Raw genomic sequence first — 14,219 nt, 5'->3', positions numbered from 1 at the left:
TTCAGGAGGCGGCGCTTCGAGACGCGCGACTCACACGCGCATGGGCATGACCACGGCGGTGAAGCTGCGGTCGCCGGGGGCGTGGAGGACGCCCGGGCTGTGCTCGTCGCCCAGCTCGAAGGAGACCTCGTCCGTCTCCGTCACGGCGAGCACGTCCATCAGGTAGCGCGCGTTGAAGCCGATGGTGATGTCGTTGCCCTGGTACGCCAGCTCCAGCACGTCCTTCGCCTCGCCGAGGTCCGGGTTGCTCGCGGTGATGACGAGCTTGTTGTCCTCCAGGCCGATGCGCACGGCGTTGCTCTTGTCCGCCGACAGCAGCGCGATGCGCTTGAGGCCCTCGAGGAAGCGCGTCTTCGGCACGAGGACGACCTTCTCGCCCTCCTTCGGAATCACGCGCTGGTACTCGGGGAACTGGCCGTCGATGAGCCGCATCACCATGGACAGGCCGGGCTTCTTGAACAGGGCGGAGTTCTCCGCGAAGCCCAGGTGGCACTCGGCGTCGGGGGCCTCGTCGAGGAGGCGCTTGAGCTCCATCAGGCCCTTGCGGGGGATGATGACGCCGCTCTTGAGCTTGAAGTCGCCCGGAATCTCGCGCTCGATGAGGGAGAGGCGGTGGCCGTCGGTGGCGACCATGCGGACCTTGCCGCCGGACTGGGGCTCGAAGAAGACGCCGTTGAGGATGTAGCGCGTCTCGTCGCTGGAGATGGCGAACTGGGTCTTCTTGATCATCTCCAGGAGGGTGTTGCCGCCCACCTGCACCATGGGAGCGCTCTCCTCCTTGGGCAGCTTGGGGTACTCCTCGGCGGCCATGCCGACAATCTTGAAGTGGGCCGAGCCGCTGGAGATGTCGACGTAGTTGTTGGCCAGCTTCTTGAGGGTGACCTGGGCGTCCGGGAGGTTCTGGACGATGTCGAAGACGTACTTGGCGCTGAGGGTGACGGCGCCCGTCTTGATGACCTCGGCGGGGTGCTCGGAGACGATTCCGATGTCCAGGTCGAAGGCTGTGACGGTGATGCCGCCCTTGTTCGCGTTGACGAGCACGTTGGCGAGGATGGGCATCGTCGTCTTGCGCTCGACGATACCCTGGGCGCGGTGGAGGGCCTTCTTCAGCTCGTCGGCGGCGATGCGGAATTCCATCGGAAGGTGTCCTTACAGGTCACGGCCCGGAGGGCCGATCAGCGACGCCGGATGTAGCCCCTGACTGGGGGCTCGTCAATGAACGCCGGAGCCCTCTAGCCCGCCATTGTCCGCGCCCGGTCGAGCAGGGCCGTCACTCCCAGTGACCCTGCCCAGGAGTTCAGGTAATCCATGTCCATCTGACCGCCGGTCACCCGGAGGACCTGGACGATGTCCCGCCATTGGGTGGTGGACGTCTCTCCACCTTCACGAAACCACAACAGCTTGCGCAGGACGGAGTCCTCCGGGCTCTTGATGAAGAGTCCCCTTCCGTCCGGCATGAGGACCACCCGGCGGCGGCGCTCGAACTCACTCCGGTCGAACGCACCCGAGCGCAGGAGGAAGAGATCCACCTTCGTGACGGTAGGGAGATGGAAGATGTTCCAGGAAGAGCCCTGTCGGACGGCCTCCCGGAGCGACTCCTCGTCCACATCGAAGTCGGTGCCCAGGGCCTGGACGAACGCCGGGAGCTGGGGCAGTCGCAGGTCGACGACGAAGTCGATGTCGTTGGTGGCCCGAGGCTCTCCCTGGAGCGAGCTCGCCAGACTGCCTCCGAGGAAATATCCCACTCCGGCCGCCTCCAGCGCGTCCGCGCATTGGAGGGCTACGGCGATGACATCCGGCTCGCTCATCCTCGGAGCGCCGGGTGGGAGCCGAACAGCCGGGCCGCCACCTCGCGCCCGTAGAGCCTCTCGGCGAGACGGACCCGGATCTCCATCTCGTCCGCCTGAGGGAATGCCTGACGGATACCCGCGGTGGCCATCTGCCGGACGGCGCGTGTCAGCGCGCCCGCCTTGCGCAGCCGATCCACCGGGGACTGGGCCCGCAGCAACTGCACGTAGCGCTCGCGCCGGCGTGGATCCGTGTCCTGGTCCATGGCCGGAACATAGTCCGCTCCTGAAGCGTCGCCACTCCACGGCCCCCTGGACTCAATCGCGCACTGGCCCCAACCTCATAAGCAGAGGACACTGTCCCCGCCCTTCCCTTCCGGAGCCCGTCATGAACGTCCGCCCGCTGCTGCTCGCCGCCCTGGCCCTTGGCTTCGCCGCCGGCTGCACCACGCCCTCCTCCTCTCCCAGCGCCCCTCCGAGCAGCGAGCCCGGCACCCAGTCCCCGACCGCCGACACCGCCGCACGCCCCGCGGAGAACGCCCCGCCCAAGGGCAACGAGCCCGGCGCCGAGGCCCCGCCCCCCACCCCCGCCGCCGGTGGCGAGGTGAAGGCAGGTGAGAGCGCCGTGTACATCGTCAAGGACAGCGGCGTGCGCTGCATCGCCCCGCCCTGCCCGTCCTACAACGCCACCCGCGCGGACAAGCCGGGCTCCGAGCCCATCCCCGTCCACGAGGTGGACCTGTCCGCCCTCAGCGGCGGCTCCGATGAGCGCGCGGAGCAGCTGGTGCAGCAGATGCAGATGGGCAACGGCCTCAAGGTGGAGGCCACCCTGGAGACGCGCGCCAACGCCGGCCCCGGCGGTGCCGCCACCGTCCTCAAGGCCAGCCGCGTCGCGAAGTAGGCCGCGCTAGATGTGCAGCCCCACCTGGAGCCCGGGCCAGTGCTGCAGGCGCTGGTCCGGCTTCGGCTCGCTCTGGTGCACCGACATCCGGGTGATGGAGTCGAAGTCCGGCTGCCCCCAGACGAACCACAGGTTGTAGGTGGGCCCGGCGAACAGCGCCAACCGCGGCAGCACCTGGAAGCCCAGCATCAGCCGCAGCTGTCCCAACATGTTGCCGCCGTCGCCCTCCAGCGGCTTCTGCACCGGCTGCACCGCGCCGCCCGTCACGTCCCCGTCCAGCCAGAGGCGGTGCCCCAGCGTCAGGTGCCCGCCCACGCCCAGCCCGAAGCTGAAGCGCGAGTCACGCCCCGGCTCGAAGCCCGACAGCAGCGTCACGTAGAACGGACCGCCGCCGAACTTCACCGCCAGGTTGGCGTACTGGATGTCGCTCGCCCACAGCTCGACGTGGACCTTGCCCTTGCGCAGCCCTCGCGACGCGGCGGCTGCCGGCTCGCCCGCCTCCTGCTCGAGGAGAGACTCAACCGCCGCTTCCGGCATCAGGCGGGAAGCCCCCGGGAACTGTCCGGCGACCGCCGCCCCTGCCCACAGCCACGATGCGAGGAGCGCCAAGGATTTCATCACCTCTGCTTTTCCAGCCTGAGGGACACCTGCGTCAAGCCCTCGGGGAGCGACAGGGGGGCCGTGCGGGCCTCCGGCCCCTGCGCCAGGGCCCTCGCCGCGGCCAGCACCGGCTCCAGGGCGAACGGCTCATCCGAGACAACCAGGAAGAAGCGCTCGAACTCCGGCGCGTCGTCCAGCTCGTACGCACGGGGGAGCATGTGGGTGCCGGAAGGAGACAGCTCCGCGGACGTGGGGCTGCCCTCCTCCGGCGCGTGCAGCGTCACGGTGCCGCGCCCGTCCACGGAGAGGATGACGCCGTGCCGGTGGCCCGCGGCGACGTACTCCACCTGCACCAGGTCACCCGCGGCGGCGGGAGCCCCGTCGGTGAGGCGCTCGGGGCCCGCGGCGACCTGACGGCTGACGTGCAACTGGGGTGGCAGTCCCTTGATGCGCGTCGGCTCGTACGAATCGTCGGACACCGTCCGCACCGGCTGGGTGTCCTCGACGGTGTCGGGGCGCGCGATGACGAAGAGGGCCACGGTGGCGAGCGCCGGCACCAGGAGCCCCCAGGCCGGTGCCAGGCGCCAGGAAGGGGAGGATGCTCCCTTCCGGGACGCACGGGCCGTCACCTCGCGCACGACGCGCGAGGGGGGCAGCCGCTCCAGCGTGGCGCGCGAGTCCGCCTCCAGCGCGGACAGGCGCGCCAGGCCATCGGGCTCCTCGGCGAGCCGGGCGCGCGCGGCGGCCAGCTCCTCGGGGGGCAGCTCTCCCAGGGCGATTCGCTCCAGCAGCCAGTCGGGCGTACGGGTGGGCGAGTTCATGCGGCCTCCAGCTCCATCTCCTGCAACACGGCGGACAGCGTACGCAGGCGCTTGCGCACGCCGGACACGGACAGGCCCACCTCGCGGGCCGTCTCCTCCAGCGTCATGCCGTCCACCAGGTGCAGCACGGCGATGTCCCGGCTGGAGGCGGGCACCCGGCCGAAGAGCCGGTCCAGCACCCCGCGCGCGGCGGCGCGCGACTCATTGTCCTCCGCGGACGCAATCTGCAGCACCAGCTCGTCCTCCCGGTCCTCCGGCCGCCGCTTCGCCCCGCGCAGCTTGTTGAGGCTCACGGTGGTGGCAATGCGGTGCAGCAGGCTGGACGGCGCCTGGTCCTTCAGCGCGCCCTGGTAGCGCAAGAGCTGCACGAACACGTCGTGCATGGCGTCCACGGCCTTCTCCTCGTCACGCAGGAGGAAGCGGCAGCGCCGGAGCACCTGGGGGCCGTAGCGGCGGTAGTAGGCCTCCACATCGATTGACACCGGCGTCACGCCTCCCTCGTTCGCGGAAGGGAACACCGGCCCCGCGAAAATCTGTTACCGCCCGCGTCCGTACCCCGTTTTTCCCCGCCGGACCACCGGTGCACCGTCCCCACATGACCCCGCCGCCCGGCCTGGAGCGCGTCCTCGGCCCCGGCGCAGCCTCACGCCTGGTGAGCGACACCACCCGGCCTCCGGGTGCGCCCTCGCGTCGGTCCGCGGATTTGCTCGGGCCAGTACCCGACACCGCGCCCACACGGGCGGAAGAAAGCGGCACGGGCCTGCGTCATCCTCGGGAGCGATGTTGACCGACCTCCCCCGCCCGGCCGCCCGGCCCGCGCCCGAGATTCTCGTGGTGGATGACCACGAGGCGAGCCGCTACCTGCTCTGCGTCACGCTGAAGCGCGCGGGCTACGTCACGGTGGAGGCGAGAACCGGCCAGGAGGCACTGACGCGCGCCCGCGAGCTGCCGGACGCCATCCTGCTCGACGTGCGGCTGCCGGACCTGCTCGGCTTCGAGGTGTGCCGGCGGCTGAAGGAGGACGGGGCGACGGCCGCCATTCCCATCATCCAGCTCTCCTCGTCCTTCACCTCCACCACGGACCGGGTGGAGGGCCTGCAAGGCGGCGCGGACGGCTACCTCGTCGCGCCCGTGAACCCGGAGGAATTGCTGGCCACCCTCCAGCGGCTGCTCCACGCGCGGGCGTCCGCGCGCACGCAGTCCAACCTCCTGGCCGCCGAGCGGGCCACGCGCGCCGAGTTGGAGCGGGCCAACGCGCTCCTTCGCGAACAGGCCGTCATCCTCCGCAACGTGCGCGACAGCGTGGTGGTGACGGACCTGCGCGGCCGGATTACGCACTGGAACCACGGCGCGGAGCACCTCTTCGGCTACACGGCGGAGGAGATGCTGGGCGGCACCACCGCGCGCCTCTATCCGGAGGTCGACGCGGACGCGACGGAGAAAGACCTCGCGAACATCCTCGGCGGAATGGACTACCGGGGCGAGTGGAAGGGACGGCGCAAGGACGGCGCCCCCATCTGGGTGGACATCCACACCACGATGCTGCGCAGCGAGGGCGGCGAGGCGCTGGGCTTCATCGGCGTGGCCAAGGACATCACCGAGCGCAAGCGCGTGGAGGACGAGCTGCGCCGGCGCGCGGACTTCGAGCAGCAGCTCATCGGCATCGTGTCGCACGACTTGCGCAACCCGCTGGCGGTGATGCTGCTGTCGGCCGCCACGCTGCTGCGCCGGACGGACTTCGACGAGCGCACCACGAAGCACCTGTCGCGCATCGTCTCCAACGGCGAGCGCGCGAGCCGGATGATTCGCGACCTCTTGGACTTCACGCAGGCGCGGCTGGGCGGGGGAATCACATTGGAGCGCACGTCCACGGACCTGCACACGGTGGTGCGCGGCGTGGTGGAGGACCTGCGCGTGGCCCATGCGGAGCGCGAGGTGCGTCTGGAGCTGTCCGGTGATGGCCGGGGCCACTGGGACGGGGACCGCATGGCGCAGGTGATGACGAACCTGCTGACCAATGCGCTCACCTACGGCCTGGCCGGCACGCCCGTCACCGTGAAGACGTGGAGCACCGACGCGGGGTGGAACCTCTCCGTGCACAACGACGGCGAGCCCATTCCGCACGACGTCCAGGCCACCCTCTTCGAGCCCATGCGGCGCGGGGCGAGGACGGGAGACACGTCGAGCCACTCGATTGGGCTGGGGCTCTACATCGTCCGGCACCTCGTGGACGCGCACGGCGGCACCGTGGACCTGGACTCCGCCGCCGGCCGCGGCACCACCTTCATCGTGCGCCTGCCGCGCTGAGCCGAGCCACACGCTCGCGTTGTGCGCCCCTGTCCACACATCCAAGGTCCGTTCGACGTTCGTCCAACGTCCCGGAGCTGATCGGCAAATTCTACAGGGCAGCCAGGCGTGCGACCTCCTACCGGAATGCTCACACAGTGTCGGGTTGGCGATGAAATTGGACCTGGTTCGCTGTAACTGAGAAACGGGTCCCCTCTAACCTCCGTCGTTCACGACCAGCCTCCGACCCTTCGCCCGCCACCTTCCAGCCCGTGCTCCAACAGACCGCCCCCTCCACCACCACCCTGCGTGAGAAGTACGTCGCCGCGCAGCTCGCCGGGAACCGGCGGGAAGCCCTGCGCCTGCTGGTGGACGAGGGCCTTCTGCGGGGCATCCCCCTCCAGGTGCTGCACCTCGAGGTCATCCAGCTCGCGCAGTACGAGATTGGCCGGCTGTGGCAGGAGAACATCATCTCCGTGGCGCAGGAGCACCTGGCCACCTCCATCTCCCAGCTCGCCCTCGCCCATCTCTACCGCCACCTGCCGAGGGACCCGGAGAACGGCAAGGTCGTCATGGTGTCATGCGTCCAGGACGAGCTGCACGAGGTCGGCGCGCGCATGGCCAGCGACTTCCTGGAGATGGCCGGCTTCGACGTGCGCTTCCTCGGCGCCAACGTCCCGCCCGAGCACCTGGCCCGCATGCTGCGCGAGGTGCGGCCCGATTTGCTCGCCCTCTCCGTGACGATGACGTACCACCTGCCCCAACTCCGCGAGGCCGTGAAGCACGCGCGCCAGGCCCTTCCCGGCGTTCCCATCGCCGTGGGCGGCCTCGCCTTCCGCTGGGCGGCGGACCTGGAGCTGGATTCGATGGGCGTCAGCTTCTTCGGCAGGGACGCGCGCGAGCTGGTCGCCACCGCCTGCAGGACCCTGGGAGTCTGAACTTCAATGGAGCAGCCGCTGAGCAGACTCGTGGAAGCGAAGGCGAGCCGTCTGGCCGCCGCCTCCGTCGCGCCTCTGTACCGCGACCCCTTCTGGGAGGCGCGCTACGGCCTGGAGCGCTCGCGCCGCTTCGGTGACGAGGACGCCGTCTTCCACGTCCGCTACCTCGTCCAGGCCCTGGACGAGCACCGCCCCTCCGTCCTGGAAGGCTATGCCCGCTGGCTGCGCACGCTCCTCGTGTCGCGCGGCATGTGCTCGCGCCACATCGACAGCCACTTCGCCGGGCTGCAGCAGGCCCTGGAGGCCGAGGGCTGGGGCCCCGGCACCGAGCCCCACGACTACGTCCGCGCCGCGCGGGAAGCGCTGCGCTACACCGAAGGGCCCGCCCGCGCCCTGGAGCAGGACGCCCCCGAATTGGCCCACGCCGCCGCCGGCCGGCTGACGCTCTACATCCTTCCCGAGGACCGTCCCCGTCTCGAAGAGGAGTTGCAACTGCATCTGTCCTACCTCGCGGACTCGCTGGCGTCGGGCCGTCCCGAGGTGATGGGAGACCATGTGCGCTGGTACGTCGGCTTCTGGCCGCGGCGCGGTTTCGGTCTCCTGGCATTTCCCAGCGTGCTCGGCATGTTGAAGTCCGTGCTGGGCTCGCGGCACTCGGAGGCCCGGACGCTCCTCGCCACGGCGGGGGTGTCCTGGGAGGAGACCCGTTCATGAGGCACCTCGTATCACCCGATGTCCGCCTCTTCGACGACCTCAGCCGGGAAATCGCCCTCGTCTGCGACGCGGACGGCGCGCTCATCTGGTTGGACGCGCGCGCGCAGTCCATCCTCGCCGCGAAGCCGGGCCAGACGCTGCGCAGCCTCGCGGCGAAGGGCACCGAGGAGAAGGTGGACAAGCTCCTCTCGCAGGCCCGCGACGAGAGAGTCGAGGGCTGGGAGCTCATCCTCTGCCACGAGGACAGGCCCACCACCTTCGCCTTCCGCGCCCGCCCCGACGCAGACGGCCGCGTCCTCATGGTGGGCAGCCTGGTGCCCGAGGACTACGGCAGCGCGCTGGACCAGGTGAGCAGCGCCCTCAGCGAGGTGTCCACCCTCCACCGCGAGACGGAGCGCCAGCAGCGCGAATTGAAGCGCCGCGCGGACGAGCTCACCCGGCTCAACCGCGAGCTGGAGGAGTCCAACCGCGGCGTGCGCAGCCTCCACGCCGCCCTGGACGAGAAGGCGGAGAGCCTTCAAATCGCCGCCGAAATCAAAAGCCGGGTGGTGGCCAACGTCAGCCACGAGTTCCGCACCCCGCTGCACTCCATCCTCGGCCTGTCCAAGGTGCTGCTCAACCCCATCAACGGGGCCCTCAGCAGCGAGCAGGAGAAGCAGGTCCAGTTCATCCGCAACTCCGCGGAGGCCCTCTTCGAGCTGGTGAACGACCTGCTGGACCTCTCCAAGATGGAGGCCGGCAAGGCAACGCTGCGCCACAGCCACTTCGTGGTGCGCGACCTGCTCAGCGCGCTGCGCGGCATGATGAAGCCGCTGCTGCCACCGGACGCTCCGGTGGAGCTGCGCCTGGTGGAGCCGGAGGACGCGCTGGAGCTGGAGACGGACGAGTCGCGCCTCAGCCAGGTGCTGCGCAACCTCGTCTCCAACGCGCTCAAGTTCACCGAGGCCGGCCACGTGACGCTCTCGGTGACGAAGGGCCCGCGCGACACCGTCATCTTCACCGTGCAGGACTCGGGCATCGGCATCGCCCCGGAGCACCACGAGCGCATCTTCGAGGAGTTCTCCCAGGTGGACAGCCACCTGCAGCGCAAGGTGAAGGGCACCGGCCTGGGCCTGCCGCTCGCCCGCAAGCTGACCGAGCTTTTGGGCGGCACCCTCACCATGAAGAGCGCGCCAGGCCAGGGCTCCACCTTCACCGTCACCATTCCCCGCGTCCACACCGAAGTGGCCGAGATGGCGGGGCTCACCGAGCGCAGCGCGCAGCTCGACCCCGGCCGCGCTCCGGTGCTGGTGCTGGAGGACGACCGGCAGACGCTCTTCCTCTACGAGAAGTACCTCGCGCGCTCCGGCTTCCAGGTGCTGGCGGTACGCAGCACGGAGGAGGCCCGGCGCGTCCTGGAGCGCGTGCGCCCCGCGGCCATGGTGCTGGACGTCATGCTGGAGGGAGAGACGAGCTGGAGCTTCCTCGCGGACATGAAGAACAACGAGGCCACGCGCGACATCCCCGTGCTCGTCGTCACCGTGACGGACCGCGAGCAGAAGGCGCGCGCGCTGGGCGCGGACGAGTTCTGGCTCAAGCCGGTGGACGAGGGGCGCCTGCAGAAGAAGCTCACGGCCATGGCCCGCAGCGGCCCGGTGGAGCGGCTGCTCCTCATCGACGACGACGACGTCCACCGCTACCTGCTCAAGCAGCTCCTCAAGGATTTGCCCTACGTGCTGCTGGAGGCGTCCGGCGGCAAGGAGGGCGTGAAGCTGGCGCGCGAGCAGTCCCCGCACCTCATCTTCCTGGACTTCGTCCTCCCGGACATCACCGCCTTCGACGTGCTGGACGAGCTGAAGGCGGACCCGCGCACGCGTGACATCCCGGTCATCCTCCACACCTCGCACGAGCTGCAGGAGGACGAGCGCACGCGCCTGGCGAAGGAGACGGCCGCCATCCTCGCCAAGCACACGCTGAGCCGCGAGGTGGCGATTACCCGCATCCGCGACGCCCTGGCCAAGGCCGGCCTGGGCTCTCACGCCCTGCAGGAGGGCCGCCGTGGTTGAGCCCAAGCTTGCCACCGTCCTCAACGTCAACGACGACGACGCCAACCGGTACCTCGTCAACCGCATCCTGGAGATGGCGGGCTTCCGCGTGCTGGAGGCCGCCACCGGCATGGGCGCGCTGCTCATGGCGGAGCAGCACCGGCCGGACGTCATCGTCCTGGACGTGAAGCTGCCGGACATCAGCGGCTACGAGGTCTGCGAGCGCCTGCGCGCCAACCCCGGCACCGCGTCCATGGCGGTGCTGCACACCTCCGCCACCTTCGTCACCTCCGACAAGAAGGTGCGCGGCCTGGACGGCGGCGCGGACGCGTACCTCACCCAGCCCTTCGAGGCCGCGGAGCTCATCGCCACGGTGAAGTCGCTCTTGCGCCTGCGGCACGCGGAGCAGGCCGCGCGCATGCGCGCCGACGAGCTGTCGGAGATGGACCGGCGCAAGGACGAGTTCCTCGCCATGCTCGCGCACGAGCTGCGCAACCCGCTGGCCGCCATCATGACGGCCATTGGCATCCTGGAGCGCAAGCCCACGGACGACGCGAAGGAAGCGCGCATGCGCGGCATCATCCAGCGCCAGACGCACCACCTGGCGCGGCTGGTGGATGACCTGCTCGACGTGAGCCGGATTACGCGCGACAAGGTGGAGCTGCGCCCCAACCGGATGGACCTGCTCGCCGTCCTCCAGCAGGTGCTCCAGGTGACGCGCCCCATGGCGGAGTCGCGCGGGCTGGGCATGGAGGTGTCGCTGCCTCCCGGCCCGCTGTGGGTGAACGCGGACGCCACCCGGCTGGAGCAGGTCTTCACCAACCTGCTGGACAACGCGGCCAAGTACACCGACGGCGGCCACATCAGCCTGCGCGTGGAGCGCGAGGGCGTGGACGGCTCGGCGAAGGCTGTGATTCGGGTGAAGGACACCGGCATCGGCATCCCCGCGGACGTGCTGCCCTACATCTTCGAGCTGTTCGCCCAGGCGGACACGTCCCTGGAGCGCTCTCGCGGAGGCCTGGGCATCGGCCTGACGCTGGTGCGCAAGCTGGTGCAGATGCACGGCGGCGAGGTGCACGCGCACAGCGAGGGCCCGGGCCGCGGCAGCGAGTTCGTGGTGACGCTGCCGCTCATGCACGAGCGGGCCGAGCCCGCCCCCAGCGACAGGAACAAGGACACGCGGCGCGGACGGCGCATCCTCCTGGTGGAGGACAACTCGGACGCGCGCCAGGCCATGCGGGACTTGCTGGAGCTGTGGGGTCACCAGGTGGCGGTGGCGCCGGACGGCCTGCAGGGCGTGGCGCTGGCGCTGACGCAGTCACCGGAGCTGGCGCTGGTGGACATCGGCCTGCCGGGCATGGACGGGTACCGGGTGGCCGAGGAGCTGCGCTCGCGGGTGGGGCAGAGCATCCGCCTGGTGGCGATTACGGGCTACGGCGGCCCGGAGGGACATGACCGCGCGCTGCGCGCGGGGTTCGACCGGCACCTCGTCAAGCCGGTGAAGCCAGACGAGTTGGACAAGCTCCTCTCGACGTTGTGAGGGGGGAGTGACTCACGAGGGCGCTTTGCTTCAGCGCCGCCCCAGCGCGTTGGCGACGAGGCCGAGCAGCTTCACCTTCGAGGGGTCCAACTGGCGGACGGTGCGCAGCAGGCGCCTGACCTCGGGCCGCTCCTGCGGAGAGGGCGGCGGCTCGCTGGCGCGCGAGACATTGGACGCGCCGTGGGAGGTGTTGGCCAGGCCCAGCAGCTCGTCCGCGGACACGTGCAGCTCGTGACACAGCTTCAGCAGCGTCTGCACGCTGGGCAGCATGCCGCCGCGCTCCAGGCGCCCATACACCTCGGTGGCCACATCGATGCGCTCGGCCACGTCGGCCTGCGTGAGCTCCAGACGCGTCCGGGCGGCGCGGGCCGCTGCTCCGATGGTGGTTGCGAGTTTCTTGTCCATGCCTTACCGACCCGAAACGTTTGGCCGCTGGCATAGGACGTATGGAGGCAGACAGACAGAACTTGCCGGGTCAGCCTCAAATTGTTCACCCGTAGGGTTGCTGCCCACGAGGTGGACTCTCGGGGTTCGGATGCTCGTGCGGGCGCGTCCTTCCCTCGACGGAATGCCTCTCAGGAGGTGCCTGCCTGGGGCTCCGAGACATGACGAAAGGCGCGGGAACGCTGGCGACCTATAACGTTGGACGGCGACTTTCCTACGGTTCCGGCAAGTCCTGCGACCGGTTCCTCCCCCCAGGGTTGGACGCGTGCGCGGGTGCGGGCGCCGCCGGTGGCATCGGTGACCCGGCCCTGGGCCATCGTGCAGGGCATGGCCCGCCGCCCGGTGCCACACACCCCAGGTATGCGCCATGGCTTCGAGGAGGAACCCCGGGTGCAGCCAGCCAGGGAGGCGGGCCCCCGAGCCTGCGCGCGACGGAGGTGGAGGGGGTACGCTCGCGGGTCGATGTCCCTCGGAAGGCGAAGCCTGCTGGTGAAGCTCTGCGTGGCGATGGGCGTGGTGGCGCTCCCACTGCTGCTCGTCGTCCTCGGCTACGTGCTGCCGCAACTGCGGGCGACGCTCCACGAGGACCGGGTGCGCGGGCTGCGGCAGGCGGTGGAGACGGCCTCCGGCATCCTGGAGTCCTACGAGGCCCGCGAGCGCGCCGGCACGCTGACAAGGCGGGAGGCGCAGGCCCAGGCGGCGGCGCTGCTGCAGGGGCTGCGCTACTCGGGGGTGGAGTACTTCTGGGTGAATGACCTGGACACGAAGCTGGTCATGCACCCGCACCTGCCGAAGATGCTGGGGAAGGATTTGACGGGCTACCGCGACGTGCGCGGCCGGGCGGTGTTCGTGGACATCGTCACGCTGGCGAAGGACCACGGCGAGGGCTCCATTGCATATGCGGCCACGCGGCCGGGCTCTCCGGACCCCATCCCCAAGGAGAGCTACGTGAAGCTCTTCAGGCCGTGGGGGTGGGTGCTGGGCACGGGCGTGTACGTGGAGGACATCGACCACGAGGTGGCGGAGGTGCGCCAGCGCATCCTCGTCGCGGTGGGCGGCGCGCTGATGCTGGCCCTGCTGGCGGGCGCATACGTGTCGCGGCGGGTGGTGAAGCCGGTGCGGGCGCTGGCGGACGCGGCGCACCGGGTGTCCCGGGGTGAATTGCACGTGTGGCTGGAGGTGTCGTCGGCGGACGAGGTGGGCCGGCTGACGGAGGCCTTCAACGGCATGGTGACGGGGCTGCGCGAGGTGGTGGCGGCGCTGGTGGAGGCGGCGGGAGCGACGGCGGCGGACGCGGAGCGCATCCGCGTGTCGGCGGACGCGCTGTCGCACACCACGCGGGAGCAGTCGGAGTCACTGCGGCGCGCGGCGGAGGCGGTGCAGGGGATGAGCGCGCGGGTGTCGCAGGGGGCGGAGGCGGCGCGCACGGCGGCGGAGCGGGCGACGGACAACGGCGAGGTGGCGCGCGAGGGCGGCACGGCGGTGGGCCACGCGTCGCGGAAGATGGCGGAAATCGTGGAGGTGGTGGAGCGCTCGGCGCAGACGGTGGCGCGGCTGCAGGCGTCCGGGCGGGTGACGGGGGACATGCTGCGGCTCATCCAGCAGGTGGCGGACGAGACGCAGATGCTGGCCGTGAACACGGCGATTGAAGCGGCGCGCGCGGGCCAGTACGGCAAGGGCTTCTCGGTGGTGGCGGGCGAGGTGCGCAAGCTGGCGAACCGCACGCGCGATGCCGCGGAGCAGGTGCAGACGCTGCTCGGCCAGAACGAGACGGACACGGCGGCCGCGGCGGACCTGATGCGGCAGGGCACGGCGAAGGTGCGCGAGGGGCTGGACCTGTCCTCGGCGGCGGGAGACGCGCTCGCGCGCCTGGTGGCCGGCGTGCGCGAGATTGGCGAGCACGTGGAGCGGATGGCCGAGGAGAACGCGCGCCAGTCCGCGTCCGGGGAGAGCATCGCCGGGCGGATTCAGCAGCTCTCGGTGCGCTCGACGGAGTCGGTGTCCGGCGTGGAGCAGATTGCCCGCTCCGTGGAGGATTTGCGCGCGCGGGCCTCGCGGCTGAAGGAGCTGGCCGCGCGCTTCACGGCGCGGGAGTCGGAAGCAGGGACGCGAAACCGGGGCTGAAGCGCCAGGCTCCGGGTGGGGATGTGCAGGGTGAGGAAAA

The 14,219-nt window shown here is 70.4% G+C and carries 14 protein-coding genes; 7 read left to right on the top strand and 7 right to left on the bottom strand.

Annotated features, from left to right (window positions below; translation table 11 throughout):
- Positions 1–30: 30 nt before the first annotated feature.
- From dnaN to ACVTJA_RS02000, 3 genes are all read right to left on the bottom strand, one after another.
- A complete protein-coding gene (gene dnaN / locus ACVTJA_RS02010; protein ID WP_465833301.1) occupies positions 31–1,137 on the bottom strand; it encodes a DNA polymerase III subunit beta in 1,107 nt (368 codons plus the stop codon).
- A gap of 95 nt (positions 1,138–1,232) precedes the next feature.
- Positions 1,233–1,808 (bottom strand): hypothetical protein, encoded by a 576-nt coding sequence (locus tag ACVTJA_RS02005; protein ID WP_465833300.1) that lies wholly within the window; start codon positions 1,806–1,808, stop codon positions 1,233–1,235.
- Positions 1,805–2,053, bottom strand: a complete 249-nt coding sequence (locus tag ACVTJA_RS02000) for a hypothetical protein (protein ID WP_465833299.1) — start codon at positions 2,051–2,053, stop codon at positions 1,805–1,807. The genes ACVTJA_RS02005 and ACVTJA_RS02000 overlap by 4 nt, the downstream gene beginning before the upstream one ends.
- 122 nt (positions 2,054–2,175) lie before the next feature.
- On the opposite strand from ACVTJA_RS02000, the gene ACVTJA_RS01995 reads away from it, so the two are divergent.
- On the top strand, positions 2,176–2,688 hold the full coding sequence (locus ACVTJA_RS01995; RefSeq protein WP_465833298.1) for a DUF6748 domain-containing protein: 513 nt from the start codon (positions 2,176–2,178) through the stop codon (positions 2,686–2,688).
- Positions 2,689–2,694: 6 nt separating this feature from the next.
- On the opposite strand, the gene ACVTJA_RS01990 is transcribed toward ACVTJA_RS01995, so the two are convergent.
- Genes ACVTJA_RS01990 through ACVTJA_RS01980 form a run of 3 tightly spaced genes read right to left on the bottom strand, consistent with a single transcriptional unit; the run spans position 2,695 to position 4,591 of the window.
- Positions 2,695–3,306, bottom strand: a complete 612-nt coding sequence (locus tag ACVTJA_RS01990; RefSeq protein ID WP_465840753.1) for a peptidase — start codon at positions 3,304–3,306, stop codon at positions 2,695–2,697.
- Positions 3,306–4,109 (bottom strand): ActD-like protein, encoded by an 804-nt coding sequence (locus ACVTJA_RS01985; protein ID WP_465833297.1) that lies wholly within the window; start codon positions 4,107–4,109, stop codon positions 3,306–3,308. The genes ACVTJA_RS01990 and ACVTJA_RS01985 overlap by 1 nt, the downstream gene beginning before the upstream one ends.
- Positions 4,106–4,591, bottom strand: coding sequence for an RNA polymerase sigma factor (locus ACVTJA_RS01980; RefSeq protein WP_465840751.1), 486 nt, complete (start codon positions 4,589–4,591; stop codon positions 4,106–4,108). The genes ACVTJA_RS01985 and ACVTJA_RS01980 overlap by 4 nt, the downstream gene beginning before the upstream one ends.
- A gap of 298 nt (positions 4,592–4,889) precedes the next feature.
- Here ACVTJA_RS01980 and ACVTJA_RS01975 point away from each other — a divergent pair, with 298 nt between their 5' ends.
- The 5 genes from ACVTJA_RS01975 to ACVTJA_RS01955 all read left to right on the top strand — a co-directional run bounded on the left by ACVTJA_RS01975 (position 4,890) and on the right by ACVTJA_RS01955 (position 11,611).
- Positions 4,890–6,416, top strand: a complete 1,527-nt coding sequence (locus tag ACVTJA_RS01975; protein WP_465833295.1) for a hybrid sensor histidine kinase/response regulator — start codon at positions 4,890–4,892, stop codon at positions 6,414–6,416.
- A gap of 251 nt (positions 6,417–6,667) precedes the next feature.
- Positions 6,668–7,333 carry a cobalamin B12-binding domain-containing protein gene (locus tag ACVTJA_RS01970; protein WP_465833293.1) on the top strand — a complete coding sequence of 222 codons (666 nt, stop codon included), beginning with the start codon at positions 6,668–6,670 and terminating at the stop codon, positions 7,331–7,333.
- A gap of 6 nt (positions 7,334–7,339) precedes the next feature.
- Positions 7,340–8,047, top strand: a complete 708-nt coding sequence (locus ACVTJA_RS01965) for a hypothetical protein (protein ID WP_465833291.1) — start codon at positions 7,340–7,342, stop codon at positions 8,045–8,047.
- On the top strand, positions 8,044–10,092 hold the full coding sequence (locus tag ACVTJA_RS01960) for a hybrid sensor histidine kinase/response regulator (protein WP_465833290.1): 2,049 nt from the start codon (positions 8,044–8,046) through the stop codon (positions 10,090–10,092). The genes ACVTJA_RS01965 and ACVTJA_RS01960 overlap by 4 nt, the downstream gene beginning before the upstream one ends.
- On the top strand, positions 10,085–11,611 hold the full coding sequence (locus ACVTJA_RS01955) for a response regulator (RefSeq protein WP_465833289.1): 1,527 nt from the start codon (positions 10,085–10,087) through the stop codon (positions 11,609–11,611). Before ACVTJA_RS01960 ends, ACVTJA_RS01955 begins: the two co-directional genes overlap by 8 nt.
- Positions 11,612–11,641: 30 nt before the next feature.
- On the opposite strand, the gene ACVTJA_RS01950 is transcribed toward ACVTJA_RS01955, so the two are convergent.
- On the bottom strand, positions 11,642–12,016 hold the full coding sequence (locus ACVTJA_RS01950) for a helix-turn-helix transcriptional regulator (RefSeq protein WP_465833287.1): 375 nt from the start codon (positions 12,014–12,016) through the stop codon (positions 11,642–11,644).
- 501 nt (positions 12,017–12,517) lie between these two features.
- Between ACVTJA_RS01950 and ACVTJA_RS01945 the strand changes: the two genes are divergently transcribed.
- Entirely contained in the window at positions 12,518–14,179 is a 1,662-nt protein-coding gene (locus ACVTJA_RS01945) for a methyl-accepting chemotaxis protein (RefSeq protein WP_465833285.1), read from the top strand.
- The last annotated feature ends 40 nt before the right edge of the window (positions 14,180–14,219 follow it).

The sequence above is a fragment of the Pyxidicoccus sp. M6 genome (assembly GCF_055568925.1).
Note: the sequence above shows the minus strand (reverse complement) of the source record. Positions and strands in the feature narration are given on the sequence as shown.

Excerpts from the sequence above, each read along its gene's own strand:
- ACVTJA_RS01995 (WP_465833298.1), top strand. The coding sequence starts at position 2,176 with ATGAACGTCCGCCCGCTGCTGCTCGCCGCCCTGGCCCTTGGCTTCGCC.
- ACVTJA_RS01960 (WP_465833290.1), top strand. The coding sequence starts at position 8,044 with ATGAGGCACCTCGTATCACCCGATGTCCGCCTCTTCGACGACCTCAGC.
- ACVTJA_RS01965 (WP_465833291.1), top strand. The coding sequence starts at position 7,340 with ATGGAGCAGCCGCTGAGCAGACTCGTGGAAGCGAAGGCGAGCCGTCTG.
- ACVTJA_RS01975 (WP_465833295.1), top strand. The coding sequence starts at position 4,890 with ATGTTGACCGACCTCCCCCGCCCGGCCGCCCGGCCCGCGCCCGAGATT.
- dnaN (WP_465833301.1), bottom strand. The coding sequence starts at position 1,137 with ATGGAATTCCGCATCGCCGCCGACGAGCTGAAGAAGGCCCTCCACCGC.
- ACVTJA_RS01950 (WP_465833287.1), bottom strand. The coding sequence starts at position 12,016 with ATGGACAAGAAACTCGCAACCACCATCGGAGCAGCGGCCCGCGCCGCC.
- ACVTJA_RS01945 (WP_465833285.1), top strand. The coding sequence starts at position 12,518 with ATGTCCCTCGGAAGGCGAAGCCTGCTGGTGAAGCTCTGCGTGGCGATG.
- ACVTJA_RS02000 (WP_465833299.1), bottom strand. The coding sequence starts at position 2,053 with ATGGACCAGGACACGGATCCACGCCGGCGCGAGCGCTACGTGCAGTTG.
- ACVTJA_RS01990 (WP_465840753.1), bottom strand. The coding sequence starts at position 3,306 with ATGAAATCCTTGGCGCTCCTCGCATCGTGGCTGTGGGCAGGGGCGGCG.
- ACVTJA_RS01985 (WP_465833297.1), bottom strand. The coding sequence starts at position 4,109 with ATGAACTCGCCCACCCGTACGCCCGACTGGCTGCTGGAGCGAATCGCC.
- ACVTJA_RS02005 (WP_465833300.1), bottom strand. The coding sequence starts at position 1,808 with ATGAGCGAGCCGGATGTCATCGCCGTAGCCCTCCAATGCGCGGACGCG.